The following is an 18775-nucleotide window of genomic DNA, read 5'->3' as shown; positions in this document are numbered from 1 at the left end:
TAGACATGAAGAAGGGTTGGAAGATTGCCATTGCTATATTTATAATTGTACTGCTGATCGTATTTGGCGGTTCCTGGTACTTAAGCAGACATTGGAAGCCAATTCTTAATGAACGCCTTCAAGCTCTTGTCAGTTCTTCTACCGATAGCCTCTATCAATTGAGTTATGATGAATTCGACTTTAGCTGGTATAGTGGGAACGCCTATCTCACGAATGTGTCGCTAACGCCTGTTAAAGAGGTTTATGAAAAATTAAAGATAACAGGCGATGCTCCGGATAATCAGTACTCGGTGCAAATCAAGTCAATTAAGATCAAAAATTTCCATCCAACCAGATTATATAAACAGCGAAAGTTGAATATTGATGAGATTATGGTTCAGGATCCTACCATACTAGTTATGAACGAGGATCTGCCAAAAAACGATTCAATTCAACCAAAGGAGAAGAAAACACCTTATCAAAAACTATCCAGGTTTCTTAAAGAGCTTCATGTAAACGATTTTACCATTAATAACCTGAATTTTACCTATCAGAATAATACATTGGAAGAACCGAAGGAAACGAAGCTAAAAAATATTAACATTGCTGTCCATGATTTCCTGATCGATTCTCTTTCTCAGCACGACTCGTCGCGTGTTTATTATTCATCGGGTCTTAATTTTAAAATGGATAGCTATCAGATTGCTACGCGCGACAGCATGTATTATATTAACTTATCCGCGATAGACTTTTCTACAACTGATAAACGCTTAAAAATCGACCGATTGGAATTAGAGCCCCGTCAGAGTAAAAAAGATTTCTACAAGGTAGGAGAAAAGTCAGGCGAACGTTTTGATTTAGCTTTTGATTCCTTATTAATTAAAGGCATCAATGTTCCTGAGTTATTGAATAATCAACGTTTTCATGCCGGGAAAGTTAATATTGCAAAAGGCTCGGTCGAGGTTTATAATAATACAAACTATGCAAGGCCTCCTGCGAATAAAAAAGGCAAGGACCCGCATCAGCAATTACAGAAATTAGCATGGAGATTAAACATTGATACGCTGAATTTGCTGAATACAGACATTGTTTATGAAGAGCTGAGTAAAGTAACTCAGAAAACAGGTAAGCTATCGTTTAATAATTCGACTATACTTTTCACCAACATTACTAACGATTCTTTGGCTATTAGCCATAATCCGATTATGAGTGTTGCTATGCAAACTAAATTTATGAATGCGGCAGCTTTACAAACAAATTTTCATTTTGATTTGGCTTCAGATATCGGTGCTTTCGAATTTCAAGGTAAGTTAAATGCTATGAATGGTAGAACCTTAAATTCAGTATTGATACCATTGGCTGAAGTAGAAATAAATTCTGCTAACATTCGGAGCCTTGCCTTTAATTTTAAAGCAAATGAAAAGGATGCCCGGGGAACCGTCAATTTCAGATATAACGATTTAAAAGTTAGGTTATTGATGTTAGAGGAGGAGGGCGTTATCAAGAGTAAAATAGCTTCTACAGTTGCCAATAGCTTTATTATCAACAGCAGCAATCCAACCGCTTTGGGAGAATTTATCCCGGGCACAGTTTACTATAGGCGCCCATCCACATATTCGATTTTTAAATTTATGTGGAAGAGTATATTCCAAGGGGTAAAAACAAGCGTAGGTGTTAGCCAAGAACGCGAGTCAAGGCTGAAAAGAACAGCCGAACAAACCAAACAGCGAGTTGAAGATACTAAGCAAGCTGCCAGGAAAGTTGGTTCTTTTATAAAAGGAGTGTTTAAGAAAAAAGAGAAGGAATAGTGGTTTATTCAACCACTAAATTCCATCCAAATTCATCTTCAATCCTTCCGTAGCGTAATTCATTCAGGTATTTTAAAACCTTATTTGAAAATTCACGGGTAGCCGGATCGCTTAATTTGTATACTTTTCCTTCGTATCCGATTTCTGAAATAGGAGTTAAGGTAGCTGCAGTACCTGCAGCGAAAGCTTCGGTAACTGTACCGTTCTCAATGCCCTCAATCAACTCTTTAACTGAAACTTTGCGCGATTCAGTTTTCATACCCCATTTTTCGGCAATCGCCATAATGCTTAAACGCGTAATGCCTCTTAAAATAGTTTCTGAAGAGGGTGTTATCAAGGTGTCTCCAATCCTGAATAGAAGATTAGCTGTTCCAGCTTCTTCTACATAGGCATGTTCCTTGGCGTCTGTCCAGATTAACTGGTCAAACCCTTCCTCCTGTGCCAGTTTTGTTGGGTGAAGAGAAAGTGCATAGTTACCTGCATTCTTAGAAAAACCTACACCGCCATTAGCAGCACGTGTATAATGAGTTTCTACTTTCAAACGCAATGCTTTGTTATAATAAGAACCCACCGGGCTTGTTATTATCATAAATGTATAGCTTTCAGAAGGGTGTACTCCCAACGCAGCTTCCGTTGCGAACATAAAAGGACGGATATATAAAGAAGAATCTTTTGTATGAGGCACCCAATCTCTATCCAAATCGATTAATGTTTTTAAACCATCCATGAAAATTTCAGCGGGAACAGTCGGCATTTCTAAACGGGCCGCTGACTTGTTAAAACGCTCATGATTTTGATCCGGACGGAAAATACTGATATCTCCATTCTCAAGCTTATAGGCCTTTATCCCTTCAAAAATTGATTGTCCGTAGTGGATAAATGAACTAGAAGGGCTCAAGACGATGTTTCCATAAGGTACGATTTTGACACTTTGCCACGCACCATTATTATATTCTGCTACCAACATATGATCAGACAGGTGTTGTCCGAACTTCAGATTTTCAAAATCTACTTGGGCTAAACGAGACGATGTTGTTTGCTCAACTTCTATAGAATGCACTTTTTCCACGATATTTTATTTTTTACCTATTCTTAGCGCAATTTAAGAAAAAAACGATTTGAATTCTAATATTAATTTTAGATGACGCGGATCTATCTTTAAATAGTTAATTTTGCTTGGAGAGCTTGTTCAAATGTCTCTCATTTAAAAATAAAATACAATGATTAAGAGAATGTTACTAAGTGCTTTTGTCGTATTGCCTTTTATGGTATTTGCACAAGAGAACTATACCATTACCGGAGAAATAACGAACGCGCCGAATACAGCCAAAGCCTATCTTATATACAGCGATGGAGCGCAGAGAAAGATAGATTCTACATCAATCAATCAGGGTAAATTCACATTTGCCGGTGTAGTAAGTCAGCCGGGTGAGGCTCTTCTGACGGTTGATCATAAAGGTGTTGGAATGTCTCAGTTGAGTAGCCCCGATCTTTTGAATCTGTTTCTCGAAGGCGGAGAAATTAGCATTAAGGGCACTGATTCTATTTATAATGCTGTTTTATCCGGAACTCCCCTAAACAACGATCGCTATAAGCTCAACTCAAGTCTGGCTGCGGTTACAGCTAAAGAGAAGGCTTTTAGAAAAAGATTCAGTGAAGCAACACAAGAGGAGATGAACTCACCAGAATTTAATGGACGTTTAGAGAGTCAGTACAATGCCTTGCAAAAAGAAAAGGATGACGCGTATATAAATTTTATCAAAACTTCTCCGAACTCTCTTTTAAGTTTGAGGACTTTATTAGAGATAGCTGGTCCGATGCCCGATGTTATTTTGATTGAACCTCTTCTAAATTCATTATCTCCTGAACTTCAGGAAATGGCACCAGCAAAAGAATTGCGTCAATTACTTGAGTTAGGAAAGCGGGTTATGGTTGGAGCTATTGCTCCTGATTTTACACAGAATGACCCGGATGGTAATCCTGTAAGCCTTTCTTCACTTCAGGGTAAATATGTGCTTATTGATTTTTGGGCTAGCTGGTGTGCGCCTTGCCGTCAGGAAAATCCGAATATCGTTGCAGCATATGAAAAGTATAAAGATAAAGGATTTACAGTATTGGGAGTTTCTTTAGATCGGGAAACCGGTAGAGATTCCTGGCTAAAGGCAATTAAGGATGATGAATTAACCTGGACTCAGGTATCTGATCTTAAGTTCTGGAATAATGCAGTTGCAAAAGAGTATGGGATAAGGGCTATCCCTCGGAATTTCTTGCTTGATCCTACGGGTAAAATCATTGCGGCTAATATTCGTGGCGAAGAACTTCATACCACACTGGAAGAATTTTTAAACTAATGGGATATAAAATCCCACTAGTTTAATTTCGAATCTTTAATAGAGTACCCTGAATTTTATGGTATGTGAAATAGACTTTAACTCTGTTAAAAGTTTCTTGTCGTATTTTCTGCTCACATCAGTTATCACATAACCAATTCCATTTTTAGTCATTAAGAACTGAGCAACAATGTTTACATTGTTATCACGAAAGGTTCCGTTAATTTGTGCCATAATACCCGGTATATTTTTGTGAATGTGAATCAACCGATGCGCATTATCCATTAATGGAACCTTTAGATTAGGAAAATTCCTACTCATCTTGGTGTCACCATTGTTAATGAAATCGGCCATTCTTTTTGGAATAAAATCGGCACTCTTCCATGTATCTTTTTTATCATCAAATAAAACAATACCTTTTTGAAGACAAAAGTTCTTATCGATTTTACGCTTACTATTTCCCAGGTAGCCAATCGTTTTTAAGCGGGCTGCTTTTTCTATCTGCTCATTGGTGAATGTCAGTCCATCCTGAAAAAGAATCATTCCTGCCTCACTTAAATCTTCGCCTTCAATTTTTTTAAGCTGAATAGTACTGAAGCCATCCTTCTCTAAGAACTTGATGGCATGATGAGGAACATCACCAATAACATAACATTTAATCCGGTTTTTAGGATAGGATATCGCGCGTGGAAGTTGATTTATATATAAAAACTCATCGAAAGTTGGAGCGATATGATCTGCTTTAGATGAAACAGAAGCACGTTCTATATTTTCGGTAAAGGCATAGAATTTTTCGATCATACCGGATTCTTTTAATTGAAAATCCGAATATCCATCTCCAATACCATAAACTTTGCCATCCAGCTTTAGTTTTTTCAATAGTTTAACTTTTCCACCTTCTTCCGATAACGGATTCTTCTCATCGAAGCCGTAAATGTTTCCCTCTTCATCGAAAAGGAATGTGTTGGCATATACATTGTCTTCAGAGATATGATAATTGGCTACAACCGGACAAATGAATTCTTTAAATCCTCCCGATACGATAAATACATCCTTTGAGTTGTCTTTGAAAAACTCCTTATTTCGCGAGAAAGATGCTGACACTTTTTTCTTTAATTTCTTAATAAGTGCATCCAGATGCTCGCGATTTGCATGTAGAAGTTGCACTCTGCGTGTTAAACTCTCACGAAATGAAAGCTTCCCATCCATTGCAAGATTTGTTAATTCTGCAATATCAGCCAAATGTTGCTGACGGTCGGGATTGTTTTTCAGAGAGATTTTTGCTAGTTCATCCAGCGCTTCTACCTGCGTAAAAGTGCTGTCAAAATCTATTATATAATTTGTTTTCATGAAGTTTTAATGAAATTTGACGCAAATATAGGGGTTAATGACTAATTTCTTCTAAACTAAGATCAAAGGGTTTAAAGGAATAGTTTAAGGTGCTTGTTATTTTTTCATTGCTGTAAATATGCTTTTTGATGGAAGAACGGGCTATTTCTTTGGTTAAGCTCGGTTTCGTAATCTTAAGAAATGAAAGTAAGGATTGTGCCCGCCAGACGAAGGCCAGGAGGTAACGATTGGTTGGGATGGTAGGGGGATTCTTTTTTACAATACGCGCATATTGCTCAAAAAACTCCTTATAGCTTAAGTTGACGTTATTGATCAGGAAATTAGTCCCTGAAATATCAGACGACTCCATTAGTTGAATCATAATAGAGGTCAGGTCTTTTACATCTACAAAACCTGTACTGCCTGTTGGGTAGTATTTCAGTCCCTTTTCTATAAGCGAAAATAGCTGAGCAGTATTGCTGGAGTTGTCGGCACCGATTACGATTGTCGGATTTACAATAACTGCATCTAAACCTTCTGCAATTCCTCTCCACACTTCCCTTTCAGCTTCAAATTTAGAAATGCTATAGTTGCTTAATTTTGGATGCCACTCCCATTTAGATTTCTCATTGATATACACACTCTCTTTTCCTTCGCCAAGAGCAGCTACAGAACTCAGATATACCAAACGGGCCTTTTTCTCCAGACAAAGATTAACAATATGCGTAGTGCCTTCTACGTTCACATCCATTAATTCCTTTCGATCTGCTTTGTTAAAAGAAACCATGCCGGCACAATGATATACTTGCCGAACCTGGGTAAAAACATCGTCCAATGAGAAATAATCCGTCACATCGGCATCAAACCAGAATAGGTTAGCTTTATAAAGTAATTCTTGTGGAATAATGGAGCTTGTACGTTTTATTGCTAAAACAGATTTACCTTTTTCTAGCAAGCTTTTAATTACAAGTGATCCGATAAAACCAGTTCCGCCCGTTACTAATATCACATTAATATTTTTTGGAAATTAATTCAATGCATTATTCGCTTTCAAAAGTAAGGTATTAAATGGATATTTGCAGGAATTATCTGTTTTACCATCTCATATATTTTAAGCCAATTTATGTCGTTAATCGATTTTTTTACGCCAATCAACGTTCAGGAAATAAGGAAAGAAGCTGGCTTTCTTAACAGTCAACTGGGTTCAATAATTACAATTTATGAGCAAGAGTTTCCTGATCTTGAGGGCGTCGATATTGCCATATTTGGAGTAGCAGATGATCGGAGAGCTATTAATAACACAGGCTGTGCATCAGCTGCAGATGCCTTTCGTAAGAAATTCTACCATCTGCATCAGGGTGAACATAAAATAAATGTTGTTGATCTTGGAAATATTCAAAAAGGATATGAAGTTAGCGATACCTATGCGGCGGTAAAAGCAGTTGTTTCTGAATTGGTGAAAAGCAATGTTCTGCCCATTATTATTGGTGGCGGACAAGATCTGACCTATGCGCAATACATGGCTTATGAGAAGTTAGAACAAAGGGTTGACCTGGTACTTATTGATCCGGCTTTTGATTTGGAAGAAGATAGCAATGAAGAAACTGATACCACATCCCGGTCTTATCTGAATAAGATCATGCTTCATCAACCTAATTATCTCTTTAACTTTAGTAATATCGGCTACCAGTCTTATTTTGTTAATACAGAGAGTCTTAAAGTTTTAGATAAACTTCTTTTTGATGTTTATCGTTTAGGAGCATTCTCAAATAAGATAGAGCAGTCAGAACCCATACTACGCAATGCCGATATGATAAGTTTTGATATGGGTGCTATTCGTTCTTCGAATGCTTTTGCAAATAGAAATGCCGGTCCCAACGGTTTTTATGGCGAAGAAGCCTGTCAGATGTGCCGCTATGCAGGGATGAGTGATAAACTTACCTCTATTGGCTTCTACGAATTTAATCCGGATTTAGATCAAAACGGACAAACGGCTATTTTGCTGTCTCAAATGGTATGGTATTTTATAGATGGCTTTTATGGCCGCAAGAAAGACTTTCCTTTGCAACCTAAATCTGCCTATGTTATCTACCGGACTTCTTTAACTGCCGACGAGCATGAAGTAGTATTTGTAAAAAGCAAAAAATCAGACCGCTGGTGGATGCAAGTTCCTTACCCAAATACAAAATCGATTAACGAACGCTATCACATGGTTCCTTGCCGTTATGAAGACTATCAAATAGCCATTGACGGCGAATTGCCTGATTTATGGTGGAGAACCTATCAAAAACTAATTTAAAACACAACCTTTCATAAAACAGCTTGTTTAACTTTTATATAGCCACCATAAACGCTGTTCGACACACTTATACGATCGTCAGCAATAAAAGCCGTATAGATATGCAGGGTTGTGCCAGGTGGGACGCCTACCAAAGAAAGAACTTCTTTCTTTGCTTTTCTTAGCGCGCCACTTGCTGTGCCTATTGCATGATCTAAGGTATCGTCAATCAGAAGAATCATAGATTGGTCGGTTCCTCTTTCCCAGTCTCCCGAGAAGTCCCAAGTGATTTCTATTGCCGAATCAACCTGCTTGACCTGCAGGTTTTTAGGGTTCTCAAGATCGCCTTGAGCAAACATCAGATTTTCGAAATTAAGCTTAAGTACGTCATTCTCAATAATAAACCCATGCTTTTTATTATAAGACATGGCTGCATTGAATGCACTCATTCTTTCGATTTCGGGAACTAATGAAAAGCCTTTCCTGATGAGGCTAATGCTTTTTGATAAGAACAGTTGAATAGTCCGCATCTTCTCTTCGTTAAGCAGCTGTTTCATACTTCTTTTCTTTTTGCTTGCTTTAGGAAGGCTGATAACCAACGACAGATCCTATCCTTCCGTTAAACCCTCCATTTATTCCATCTTTAAAAGTTGCCATAATTAAATAATAATAGATTAAACCAGAAATAATTATCCAAATCCTTAAGATAAGCTTAATAAGAGGCATTGTCGAATATACGAGGGTTGTTATTGTAACATTCAAAGGACATTATAGGGACTTTATAGGAATTTGCCCCTACAACGTCCCTACAATGTCCCTAGGAGGTCCCTATAATGTTCTTAAAATAGTCTTATAATATTAGGAGGCTATATGTATATGTTATTAGCTTCAAACTTTCATCAAAAACAAAATATATATTTGTGCTATAAATGAAGGTATTAGTCATTGAGGATAACGAAGAACTAGCACAAAACATCACTTCTTACTTAACGAGAGAAGGATATATTTGTGAGCTTGCGACAAATTATTTCCAGGCAATTGATAAGCTAAAGAGCTTTAAGTACGATTGCATTGCCTTGGATATTCTGTTGCCTGATGGGAATGGTCTGGATATTTTGACCCATATTAAATCAGAGAAAATCGATAGTGGTGTTCTTATTATATCTGCCAAGAATTCGTTGGATGATAAAGTAAACGGATTGGAGTTAGGCGCAGATGATTATTTAACGAAACCCTTTCATTTACCTGAATTAAATGCGCGTTTAAAGGCTATCTATCGCCGAAAATACTTGCAAGGTGCTTATGAAATTCGTTTTAATGAGATTTACATACATACCGATAATATGGAGGTAAGTGTAAATGGCAACATGCTTGATCTGACCAGAAAAGAGTATGCGTTGCTGCTGTACTTTCTTACTAACCAGAATCGTGTGTTGACCCGTCAAACCATTGCCGAGCATCTTTGGGGTGATTATACGGACAACCTGTTGAATTTTGATTTCGTTTATCAGCATGTTAAGAATCTGAGAAAGAAGATTGTACAGGCCGATGGGAAAGATTATATTGAAACTGTATACGGTTTGGGATATAAGCTAAACACGAATAAATAAATGAAGCTCATTCAGAAATTCACCCTTTGGTATTTGGTAATTACCTTTATTGTACTTATCATAGGGGGAGTATTTGCTTATCATTCTATAAAATCTGAGGTTGATTACGAGCAAGTGAGATACCTCAGAAAGAACATTGATTTTACCATTCGAGAATTGCATAAGGGTGTTATGCCTGATTCCTTGTCTCAGAATAGGATGGAAATTAGTGAATTGGCAATGTCTACTCCGCGAACTAAGCTTGTTGTGGCAGATACTATGGTTTATACGCGCTATCTGCGACGTAAAGAGCCTCAATTAAAAGTTTCAATTTCGCGTGTAATTAACGGACATCACTATTATATTTCAACCTATGGTGCTATTGTAGATACCCACGATATTACCAATGCGGTGGTTAAGTCCATCAGTACTATCTTTCTGATTATGCTGGTTGTTACCGGCCTGGTAAGTATATTAATTTCTAGAAAGGTTTTATCGCCTTTCAATAAAACCTTAAAAGCGATGCAGCAGTTTAGGCTGCAGCAAAAGAAACCACTGGTGCTGCCTGCTACCCGAACCAAAGAATTCAAAAGGTTGAATAGCTTTCTGAGTTTGATGACCAATAAGGCATTGAAAGACTATCAGAGTTTAAAAGAGTTTACTGAGAATGCTTCGCATGAGATGCAAACACCACTTGCTATTATTATGGGTAAGCTGGAATTATTACTAGAGTCGGATATTGACGATGAGCAAGCTAAATTAATTGTTAGTGCGCATAATGCGGTAGAGAAATTAAGTAAGGTGGGGCAGTCGTTGACATTGATGACAAAACTTGATAACAGAGAGTTTGAATCGCAGGAGATGCTTGATCTTAGCCGGGTATTGAACGACAGTCTTTTTGCATTTCAGGAACTACTTGAAATGAAATCTTTGAGCCTGGAGAAGGAAATTGAAGACGATGTTAAAGTCAAGATTCATCCTTTGTTGGTTAATATTCTCTTGAATAATTTAATAGGGAATGCAATTCGTCACAACATAAAAGGCGGTGTTATTTTTGTAAAATTAACTTCTAATATATTGGAAATATCCAACTCGGGAGAGCCTCTGTCTATTCCGGCGGAGAAAATGTTCAATCGATTTGTTAAAAATAATCAGAGTAATGAATCAGTCGGTTTGGGCTTGGCTATTGTAAAGCAGATTTGTGAGCAAAGCAATATTGATATTAGCTATGAGTACACAGAAAATAAGCATAATATCAGACTCGTCTTTTAATGTCGCTATAATTGTTACCAATCTAGGGTGTTTTAAACACATACTTCAAGATTCCTTCAAAATTACATCAAATTATTTTTAGATGTTCGCGGTACATTTGAATTATATACTAAAACTACAAAAAACGTTAATCTTATGCTTCGGTTTTCATCAGTCAGAAATATTAAATTATTTTTATTAAGTGGCCTCCTGCTTATAATGCAAAGTGCTTTTGCGCAGCAAGGTGGGGGATTGAGGGGCCAGATTGTTGATGAAGCAAAAGATGCTGTTGAGTTAGCTTCTGTTTCTTTATTACGCCTGCCGGATTCAACAATTGTTAAAGATATGCAAACTTCCTTAACAGGTAGATTTGAGTTTACCGATGTTGCTGCAGGGAACTATGCTATTCGGATAAGCTTTGTTGGTTTTGTTCAAAAAGTTGTAGGGAATATCCAAATCGGAACAACATCTCACAATTTGGGTGTAATTACATTGAGTCAGGATGCAGGCTTGCTGGATGCTGTTGTGATTGAAAGAACCGCTCCTGCAGTAGAATATGGTTTGGATAGAACCACATTTAATATGACTCCTGATATCCAATCAATGAGTGTAAATGCAACGGAAGTGCTGGAGCAGATACCGATGGTAGAAATGGATGAAGAAGGTAGTCCGAGTGTAATGGGTCAGAATTTAACGGTATTGATTGACGGAAGACCTTCTACTGTATATGGCAGCAATATTGCGACCGTGTTGAAGTTAGTTCCTTCGGGGACTATTGAAAAGGTTGAAGTGATAACAAGTCCGTCTGCTCGTTATACTACGGAACAGGGAGGGATTGTATTAAATATAGTTACCAAATCAAACAGGCTGATTGGTGTAAGTGGTATTGCTACTTTAGCTGCCACTACTGCGAACAGATATTCTCCTTCTATTAATGTGAATGTAACTCGTAACCGGATTGGTTTTAATAATAGCATCAGCTTTGATGCTGAGCGCGATCCTTCAAATAGCAGTATTTTTAGACAGAATTTATTGAGTCCTACATTTTCTACCGATCAAAAGCGTAATGGTTTAGAGAAAGAAAGTGATTTCTCTTATAATGGTAATCTGTTTTATGAGGTAACTGATAAGAGTACCATCGGTGTATTCTTTGGTGTGGGACGTGATACTGAAAATGAAGATGAAACATTGATTACGCGCACACTGGACAATAATGATCAGTTAACATCAGGTTATAATCGTGCTATTAGGTCTGAAAGTGAAATGATGAACTACAGAGCCGGGATAGATTTTAAGAAAACATTTGCTAATGAAGATCAGATATTGGATGTTCAGGCATATTACTCAACAAGAGATAATGACGAGACGGAGATATTTGATCAGCAGAGCGATTGGGATGAATTAGATTACTTACAGCGCCAGGTTTCTACAGGCGGAGACGAAGGCTTTACTGTTCAGGCTGATTATGTTCAGCCACTTGGTGAGAAATCAAGTCTGGAAGCCGGATTTAGAGGAAGATGGGAGGAAGATAACGATCAGTTTAATCCTTATCAGTTTGATAATCAGTTAGGAGACTATGTTATCATTACGGATAGAATGGACGACCTAACATCGAAAGATCAGCGTTATTCATTATATACAATGTATCGTACGAGTATCGAGCGTTTAAGTATTCAGGCAGGGGCAAGACTTGAAAAATCAGTTTTAGATGCAGAACAGCCTTTATTAGGTCAGTCTTACAGTAATAACTTCCTGAACTTAATACCAACCCTTAATTTGGCTTATCGTTTAAAGAACGAAGATAATATTAAGGTTAGCTACAGCCGTAGAGCACGTAGTCCGCGTTGGAATCAATTAAGTCCGTTTATAGACTATTCAAATCCTGAAAATATTCAATCGGGTAATCCGGAATTGAAACCAAGTGTTACTAATTCATTTGAGTTTAGCTATGGAAAGTTTATCAATCAGTTTAATCTTTTTGCATCGGTTTTCTATAGAAACAGTAACAATCCAATTCAACGGGTTACCACTCTTAACTCTGAAGGAATTTCGTTTACAACCTTTGATAATATTGGAAAAGAGAATTATTACGGTTTAGAGACTGGTGCCAGCGCAGATATTATTCCGAAGTGGAATGTGCGTTTGAATGTTGGTGTAAGAAAAAGTGAGGTGCTAGGGTTTGATCGTGAGAACTCGAACGTATCATTAACCGGTCGTTTCTCAACATTCTTCCCGCTGCCTTACGGGTTTAGAGGATATGCATTTGTTCGTTATATGGGCCCGAGAGCTATTGCTCAAGGAGAAATGAAAGGTATGTTGATTAGTGATATCGGTTTACGAAAATCAGTTATGGATCAGAAGGTGAATCTGTCATTACGCTTATCGGATGTTTTCAACAACCAACAATTCTCAAGAACATTAACACAACCAAACTTTATTGAGGTAAGTGATTTCAGAAGGCAGTCACGTTATTTAAGTTTCAGCATTAGCTACACTTTCGGATCGTTGAAAGAAGGTGCTGCAAGAAACTCCGACGATCAAGAACCAACTATGGGAGGAGATATGAACGGTGGAATGGATGGCGGTATGGGTGGCGGCGATGTTGGCGGGCCAATGTAGTAAAGTCTTTAATATATTTCAGCAACCTGCTTATTTGATATTAATAAATAGGCTGAAAAAGATGGCGGATAATCTTGCATAGTGGAGTCACTGGATAGGTTTGATGATAGGTTCTGAATGATAATTTCAACGTTATAGTTTGAGCTGCTCGCGGATAATTTCATTCGCTCAGCGGGAACTATAACGTTGTTGTTTTTATCCGTATTCCATGCTGATTCTGTGGTTTTTGCGATTTGGTTCTTATAATTAGCGATGATGTCTTTTCCAAGCTGGTTAATATTGAAATTAACACTGTCTTGCTTTCCGATTACTACCAGTAAAGATTGATCTTTCTTATTTTCTATTCTAATTTCCCCCAATGGAGAATTAAATTCTTCATCTAAACCACCTTGCAGCCAATAAATATAGTTGAAATTGTCGATTGGAATAATCTTATCAGCATTGTTGAAATTAACATATTGGTTATAGAGTAAGACTGCATTTGGGTCAATCGATAGTATAGCAAATGCGGTATCTCTCAACTCGCTTTTAATTTCATAACTAGTTGTTTTTAACGAATCAGAATTGAAAACGATCTGTTTTTGGATCTCGCTTAAGTTGGACGATGAAAATTCTTGAAGTGAGCTTAAGCCATGAAACTTTACTAAATAATTCACAATTGATATTTTTTCGTGATTAGCCTTTTCATCATGCTGGTGAATATATGTTTGGAGCCGTGCTTGTTGCGATTTTTTGGAAAGATTGAAAGGGCTTTGCGGTCCGTAAGTTGATAAAATCGTAAGTATAAAAAGGCTAATGGGTATGAGCTGGATACTTGGTGACTTATAAAATATAAAGTAAAGACATAAACACAAAAGCCAAATGGCTAAGAGGATGATAAAGTAGCGCATTTCTGTTAATCCATAATTGTCGGTGCGCACCCAGATTGCTACAAACAATAGAGCCAAGAAAGGAAGCATTAACCAGAAGAAGAGCTTTGAAAACTGGCTCATCCATTTGTTTTCTGGTTCTTTACTGATAGGGTAAATGAGGAGATAGGAAAGAATGCCGAATACTGCATAACCCAATATTAGGATAGAAACCATTCCGTTTGGTAATTCGGCATTGATGACAATTTTCAGTTCATAAACGACTAATATCCCGAAGTAGATGGTTAGTAATGGGATGAGTACATACTGGGTGAAAATCTTCAATACCTTTGGATAGCTTTTCTCCTCAGTGGTATAGACGCTGCCATCGGGAACGCCGGCAAGAAAGAACAGGCTGTTGAAAACAGTTGCTAATATAATGAAGAGATTGAAGTAGATATCGCCTTTGATAGTATAACTGAAAAGAGTCTCGATGGTTAAAAGAGCAATAGATAGGCCAGCAAATAGAACTGCTGAAAATAGAAACGCGGTTATAAAGCGAAGGAACAGGGTTTTATTGAAATGCCAGAAATCGTAGATATTGGAAGGATTGGGATAGACACTAAAAGAAACCAAAAGATGACCAGCAAGAATAAACAAGAGCAAACGAAAAAGATCAGCTTCAAAGAGCTGAGGCGATAAAAGCACAAATAAAGCGACACATAAAGCAATTGCTAATAGCTGTAGTCCGATACTTTTAGGTTGTATCCACCTTTGTTTTTCAGCATAGAGATTGGCAGATAGACTCAGCGTAAAAGCGATGTTGCAGAGTGGGATTAATTTGTAAAGCTGACTCTCGTTCTCAGAACCTGAGTTGTTGTTTAGCCATATCCACACTGACATAGCGAGCAGGCAGATAAGCGTTTGTAATGGAAAACGGAGAAGTGTTTTTCTGCTCTTTTGCCATAGACTTGACAAGGATGGAATCTTAATCATAATCGTTTTTCTTAAATGTGAATTTAACTCATTTTTTTTACCTTTGTCAAAAAAAAGCATTAAACGCCGTTTGCAGCGGTATCAATGATATGATGAAAACAAGCTATCAAACTTTGCTGTACTATTGCTACAGCCCTTTGGCGAATGGAGAAGAATTTGCCGCAGAACACCTTGAATTTTGTAAATCGTTAAACTTAGTCGGACGGATTATCGTTGCCGATGAAGGTTTGAACGGAACAGTTTCCGGCACGAAAGAGTCCTGTAGAATATATATGAACACTGTTCATGCGGATGAACGCTTTGCGAAAATAGATTTTAAGATTGACGATGTTGAAGAGCCGTCTTTTATTAAAATGCATTGTCGTTATAAATCTGAGATTGTTCATTCGGGTTTAAAAGATCCAAACGTTATTGATCCTAATAAAGAGACGGGCACTTATTTGGAGCCTCAAGAGTTTTTGGAAATGAAGGATGAGGAAGATGTTGTAATCTTGGATGTGCGTTCAAATTATGAGCATCATTTAGGCCGTTTTAAGAATGCGGTTACCTTAGATATTGAGAATTTCCGTGACTTTCCATCGAAGATTAATGAGCTTGCCAAGTTTAAAGATAAGAAGATAGTAACCTATTGTACCGGTGGTATTAAATGTGAGAAGGCATCTGCTTTATTGCTTAAAGAGGGCTTTAAAGATGTTTACCAGTTACATGGAGGTATTATTAAATATGGGAAAGAAGCTGCCGGAAAGGATTTTGACGGACAGTGTTATGTATTTGACAACCGGGTTGCAGTAGATGTTAATACGGTAAATCCTACGGTTATTGCTACCTGCCTGAACTGCGGTACGAAGACTAATAAGATGATTAATTGTGCCAATCCGGAATGTAATGAGCATTTTAATCAATGCGATGCGTGTGGAGAGCAATTGGATGGCTGCTGTTCTGTAGAATGTCAGTCGCACCCACTTAAAAGAACATACGACGGGACAGGCTATTATGTTAAAGTTCCTCAACCGGTAATGAAGGCATAGAGAAGCTCTATGCCTGATTATGATTAAGCCATGTTATGATAAACGGCTTGAACATCATCGTCCTCTTCGATTTTATCGATTAGTTTGAGGATTTCGGCTGCATCTTCTTCAGATATTTCTATAGTGGATAATGTAATCCGCTCTAATTTTGCAATAACCTCTAAGCCTTTTGCTTCCAGTAGTTTTTGCATGGTTCCGAAATCTTCAAAGGAGGTTTGAACAACAGCAATATCATTTCCGTCTTCATCGTCCTCGATATAAAGCTCTTCTAATCCTCCGTCAATTAATTCCAGTTCTAATTCTTCAAGATCAATGTTCTCATCTGCTTTAAAGCGAAACATGGATTTACGACTGAAGATGAAATCGAGAGAGCCTGTTTTTCCTAGTGAACCTCCCGCCTTTGTTAGGTAGCTGCGAACATTGGCAACCGTTCTGTTGATATTATCGGTAGCTGTTTCAATTAGTATAGCAATCCCATGTGGTGCATAACCTTCGTAGATATGTTCTTCGTAGGTACTTGCATCTTTCTCAGAAGCTCTTTTGATCGCTGCTTCTATCCGGTCTTTGGGCATGTTTACCGCTTTCGCATTTTGGATTACGGTACGCAAACGTGAATTTGTTTCAGGGTGAGGCCCGGACTCTTTTACTGCCATGGCAATTTCTTTCCCCAAACGGGTAAATTGGATTGCCATTTTTGACCAACGCTTAAACTTTCTTTCTTTTCTAAATTCGAATGCTCTTCCCATGTGGCAAATATATACTTTTTGGAAATAAAATAGAATGGGCTTCAAATTTTGTTGACAAGAATGAAGCTCTCCTTATGAGTCTTAAAGAAACCATCACTGTCGAAAATTTCTACATAGATGTAATAGACGCCGGTAGATAGTGTTTGGTTTTTATCATCCTTGCCATTCCAGCTGAATTGTTCTTTCGTTCCCATTAGTTGATTCTTTGCAAGACTTCGGATGTTGATGCCTTTTGAATTATAAATATGAATGCTAGTCATTTTGCCACCTAAAGGAAGGTGTATGTTGATTGTTAATGGTTTGCGTTGGTTTGGATTAAAAGTTTTTTCATTAAGAAAGATTGTTTTGGGGATTGGTTCATTGTTTTCGGCCTGAGAATTCTGATAGCCGGGAGTTGCATAACCATTGCTTGCTGCCGCTGATGAAAAGTTTCCTGCAAGGTGACCTGCTCTGTGGAAACTCACTCTTTCTAAAGAGACACCTTTTGCATCTTTTATAAAGCGATTGTGCATAGCTAAATTGTAGTGGAGGCTATCAATTGCCACCTCATTCATGAACAGGACGACTGCTCCCTGGTTGTTTGTAAGAACCGGAAAGGATGGCATGTCATGAAAAGAGTTTTTGCTTTGAAAAGGATATTGAGCTTGCACTTTTTCTGAATCTTTGCTGAGGAGCTTATAGCTGAATGGAGAAATGTATGAGTTTGAATTATCAACAGCATGGAGCTTGCTTCTTTTACCCGAAGAATTAATGCTTGCGAGCTGAAGAGAATGAAGGCTAATAGTCTGATTTGAATTATTGTAGATTTCAACAAATTCTACTCCATCCTTTTTGGGGTCGACAAGGATTTCACTGATTAGGATGCCTGCAAATTCATCCGTTGAATCTGTAGGAGAATTATCCATGGATATTAGTCTATCCTTATTGCATGCTGATACAATGACTAAGAGAAATAGTGCTACGATAACCTTTACCTTCAACATATACGATGAGTTTAAGGCTTAAGGTAGAAAGCAATTTGATAGCTAGCGTGCTATTAATGATTTTAGCTAAGGTCAATAGTTCCCCTGAAGACGAATTTGGCTGGTCCTTCCAGAAAGATATTAGAGTAGTGGTTATCGCTTGCATGGAAGCGAATCAGGAGATTTCCTCCAAGTGCCCGTATAGGAGTTTCAATTTCACCTTGTTGCTGATTGTGCTTAGCCATGGCTAAAGCTACAGCGGTTACGCCGGTTCCACAAGCAAGAGTCTCATCTTCTACTCCTCGTTCAAACGTTCTTACGAAATAACCATTGTCTTCCGGACTTGTGAAGTTAACATTGATGCCTTCCTGACGATAGGTGTCTTGATTTCGAATGGAAGCTCCTTCTGTAGCAACATCCATCGTTTCCAGATCGGATACAATCTTCACATAATGAGGGGATCCTGTGTTCAGGATATAGTCATTTCCATCGCTATCGATGTTATTCACGTCATTCATTTTTAGTGAAACCCACGTGCCTGCCTGATCAATAGAGGCTTCGTGAATTCCATCCACAGCTAAGAAACGAGTACTATTAGAAATGATGCCTTGATTTTTGGCAAAAGCGACGATACACCGTCCGCCATTGCCACACATGCTACCTAGATTTCCGTCTGCATTGTAATAGACCATCTCAAAGTCTGCTTCCTCTGAGTTCTGCAAAAGCATAAAGCCATCAGCGCCGATACCAAATCTACGATCACATAATTGAGCGATCTTTTGCGGATTATTTTCTGTAAATTTCAGGTTGCGATTATCGATTATAATGAAGTCATTTCCGGCTCCTTGGTATTTATGAAATGTGTGTGAACTCATAGTAATCAAAAATAAAACAAATAATTGAATAGAAGATTTTTAGTTTAAATGTTTAAGCAGGTTTCTTTAACATTTTTTAACAGAAATGGCCTGTTTTACGTTTGCAATTCGTGGCCTTTGGCAGTAAATTTGTATCT

At 37.8% G+C, this 18775-nt stretch carries 15 protein-coding genes; 7 read left to right on the top strand and 8 right to left on the bottom strand.

Annotation, left to right across the window (positions count from 1 at the left end; translation table 11 throughout):
* The first annotated feature begins 5 nt into the window (after positions 1-5).
* Positions 6-1787 carry a hypothetical protein gene (locus tag VL047_RS00405; protein WP_325357368.1) on the top strand — a complete coding sequence of 594 codons (1782 nt, stop codon included), beginning with the start codon at positions 6-8 and terminating at the stop codon, positions 1785-1787.
* Positions 1788-1791: 4 nt separating this feature from the next.
* Here VL047_RS00405 and VL047_RS00400 read toward each other — a convergent pair whose 3' ends face one another.
* Positions 1792-2856: a branched-chain amino acid aminotransferase gene (locus VL047_RS00400; RefSeq protein ID WP_325357366.1), complete on the bottom strand. Its 1065-nt coding sequence runs from the start codon at positions 2854-2856 to the stop codon at positions 1792-1794.
* 151 nt (positions 2857-3007) lie between these two features.
* Between VL047_RS00400 and VL047_RS00395 the strand changes: the two genes are divergently transcribed.
* Complete coding sequence (locus tag VL047_RS00395) at positions 3008-4138, top strand: TlpA disulfide reductase family protein (RefSeq protein WP_325357364.1); 1131 nt, start codon at positions 3008-3010, stop codon at positions 4136-4138.
* A gap of 36 nt (positions 4139-4174) precedes the next feature.
* On the opposite strand, the gene VL047_RS00390 is transcribed toward VL047_RS00395, so the two are convergent.
* Together VL047_RS00390 and VL047_RS00385 are read right to left on the bottom strand one after the other, a co-directional pair.
* Positions 4175-5467 (bottom strand): HAD-IB family phosphatase, encoded by a 1293-nt coding sequence (locus VL047_RS00390; RefSeq protein ID WP_325357362.1) that lies wholly within the window; start codon positions 5465-5467, stop codon positions 4175-4177.
* Between the two features lie 34 nt (positions 5468-5501).
* Complete coding sequence (locus VL047_RS00385; protein ID WP_325357360.1) at positions 5502-6455, bottom strand: SDR family NAD(P)-dependent oxidoreductase; 954 nt, start codon at positions 6453-6455, stop codon at positions 5502-5504.
* A 114-nt stretch (positions 6456-6569) separates the two neighbouring features.
* Between VL047_RS00385 and VL047_RS00380 the strand changes: the two genes are divergently transcribed.
* Positions 6570-7745 (top strand): formimidoylglutamase, encoded by a 1176-nt coding sequence (locus VL047_RS00380; protein ID WP_325357358.1) that lies wholly within the window; start codon positions 6570-6572, stop codon positions 7743-7745.
* A gap of 11 nt (positions 7746-7756) precedes the next feature.
* Here VL047_RS00380 and VL047_RS00375 read toward each other — a convergent pair whose 3' ends face one another.
* Positions 7757-8323: a DUF6266 family protein gene (locus tag VL047_RS00375; RefSeq protein ID WP_325357356.1), complete on the bottom strand. Its 567-nt coding sequence runs from the start codon at positions 8321-8323 to the stop codon at positions 7757-7759.
* Positions 8324-8653: 330 nt separating this feature from the next.
* On the opposite strand from VL047_RS00375, the gene VL047_RS00370 reads away from it, so the two are divergent.
* From VL047_RS00370 to VL047_RS00360, 3 genes are all read left to right on the top strand, one after another.
* Entirely contained in the window at positions 8654-9334 is a 681-nt protein-coding gene (locus VL047_RS00370; RefSeq protein WP_325357354.1) for a response regulator transcription factor, read from the top strand.
* Complete coding sequence (locus VL047_RS00365; protein WP_325357352.1) at positions 9335-10585, top strand: HAMP domain-containing sensor histidine kinase; 1251 nt, start codon at positions 9335-9337, stop codon at positions 10583-10585.
* 135 nt (positions 10586-10720) lie between these two features.
* Positions 10721-13183, top strand: coding sequence for a TonB-dependent receptor domain-containing protein (locus VL047_RS00360; protein ID WP_325357350.1), 2463 nt, complete (start codon positions 10721-10723; stop codon positions 13181-13183).
* An 8-nt stretch (positions 13184-13191) separates the two neighbouring features.
* On the opposite strand, the gene VL047_RS00355 is transcribed toward VL047_RS00360, so the two are convergent.
* Positions 13192-15027: a DUF4153 domain-containing protein gene (locus VL047_RS00355; RefSeq protein WP_325357348.1), complete on the bottom strand. Its 1836-nt coding sequence runs from the start codon at positions 15025-15027 to the stop codon at positions 13192-13194.
* A gap of 89 nt (positions 15028-15116) precedes the next feature.
* On the opposite strand from VL047_RS00355, the gene VL047_RS00350 reads away from it, so the two are divergent.
* Positions 15117-16055, top strand: a complete 939-nt coding sequence (locus VL047_RS00350; protein WP_414635292.1) for a rhodanese-related sulfurtransferase — start codon at positions 15117-15119, stop codon at positions 16053-16055.
* Between the two features lie 23 nt (positions 16056-16078).
* Here VL047_RS00350 and VL047_RS00345 read toward each other — a convergent pair whose 3' ends face one another.
* The 3 genes from VL047_RS00345 to dapF form a co-directional block, all read right to left on the bottom strand.
* Positions 16079-16801, bottom strand: a complete 723-nt coding sequence (locus tag VL047_RS00345; protein WP_325357346.1) for a YebC/PmpR family DNA-binding transcriptional regulator — start codon at positions 16799-16801, stop codon at positions 16079-16081.
* 41 nt (positions 16802-16842) lie between these two features.
* Positions 16843-17784 (bottom strand): lamin tail domain-containing protein, encoded by a 942-nt coding sequence (locus VL047_RS00340; RefSeq protein WP_325357345.1) that lies wholly within the window; start codon positions 17782-17784, stop codon positions 16843-16845.
* Positions 17785-17846: 62 nt separating this feature from the next.
* A complete protein-coding gene (gene dapF / locus VL047_RS00335; RefSeq protein ID WP_325357343.1) occupies positions 17847-18638 on the bottom strand; it encodes a diaminopimelate epimerase in 792 nt (263 codons plus the stop codon).
* Positions 18639-18775: the final 137 nt, after the last annotated feature.

It is taken from the genome of Albibacterium sp. (genome assembly GCF_035514885.1).
In the GTDB taxonomy this organism is placed as follows: domain Bacteria; phylum Bacteroidota; class Bacteroidia; order Sphingobacteriales; family Sphingobacteriaceae; genus Albibacterium.
This window is presented reverse-complemented; position numbering and strand designations above follow the sequence as displayed.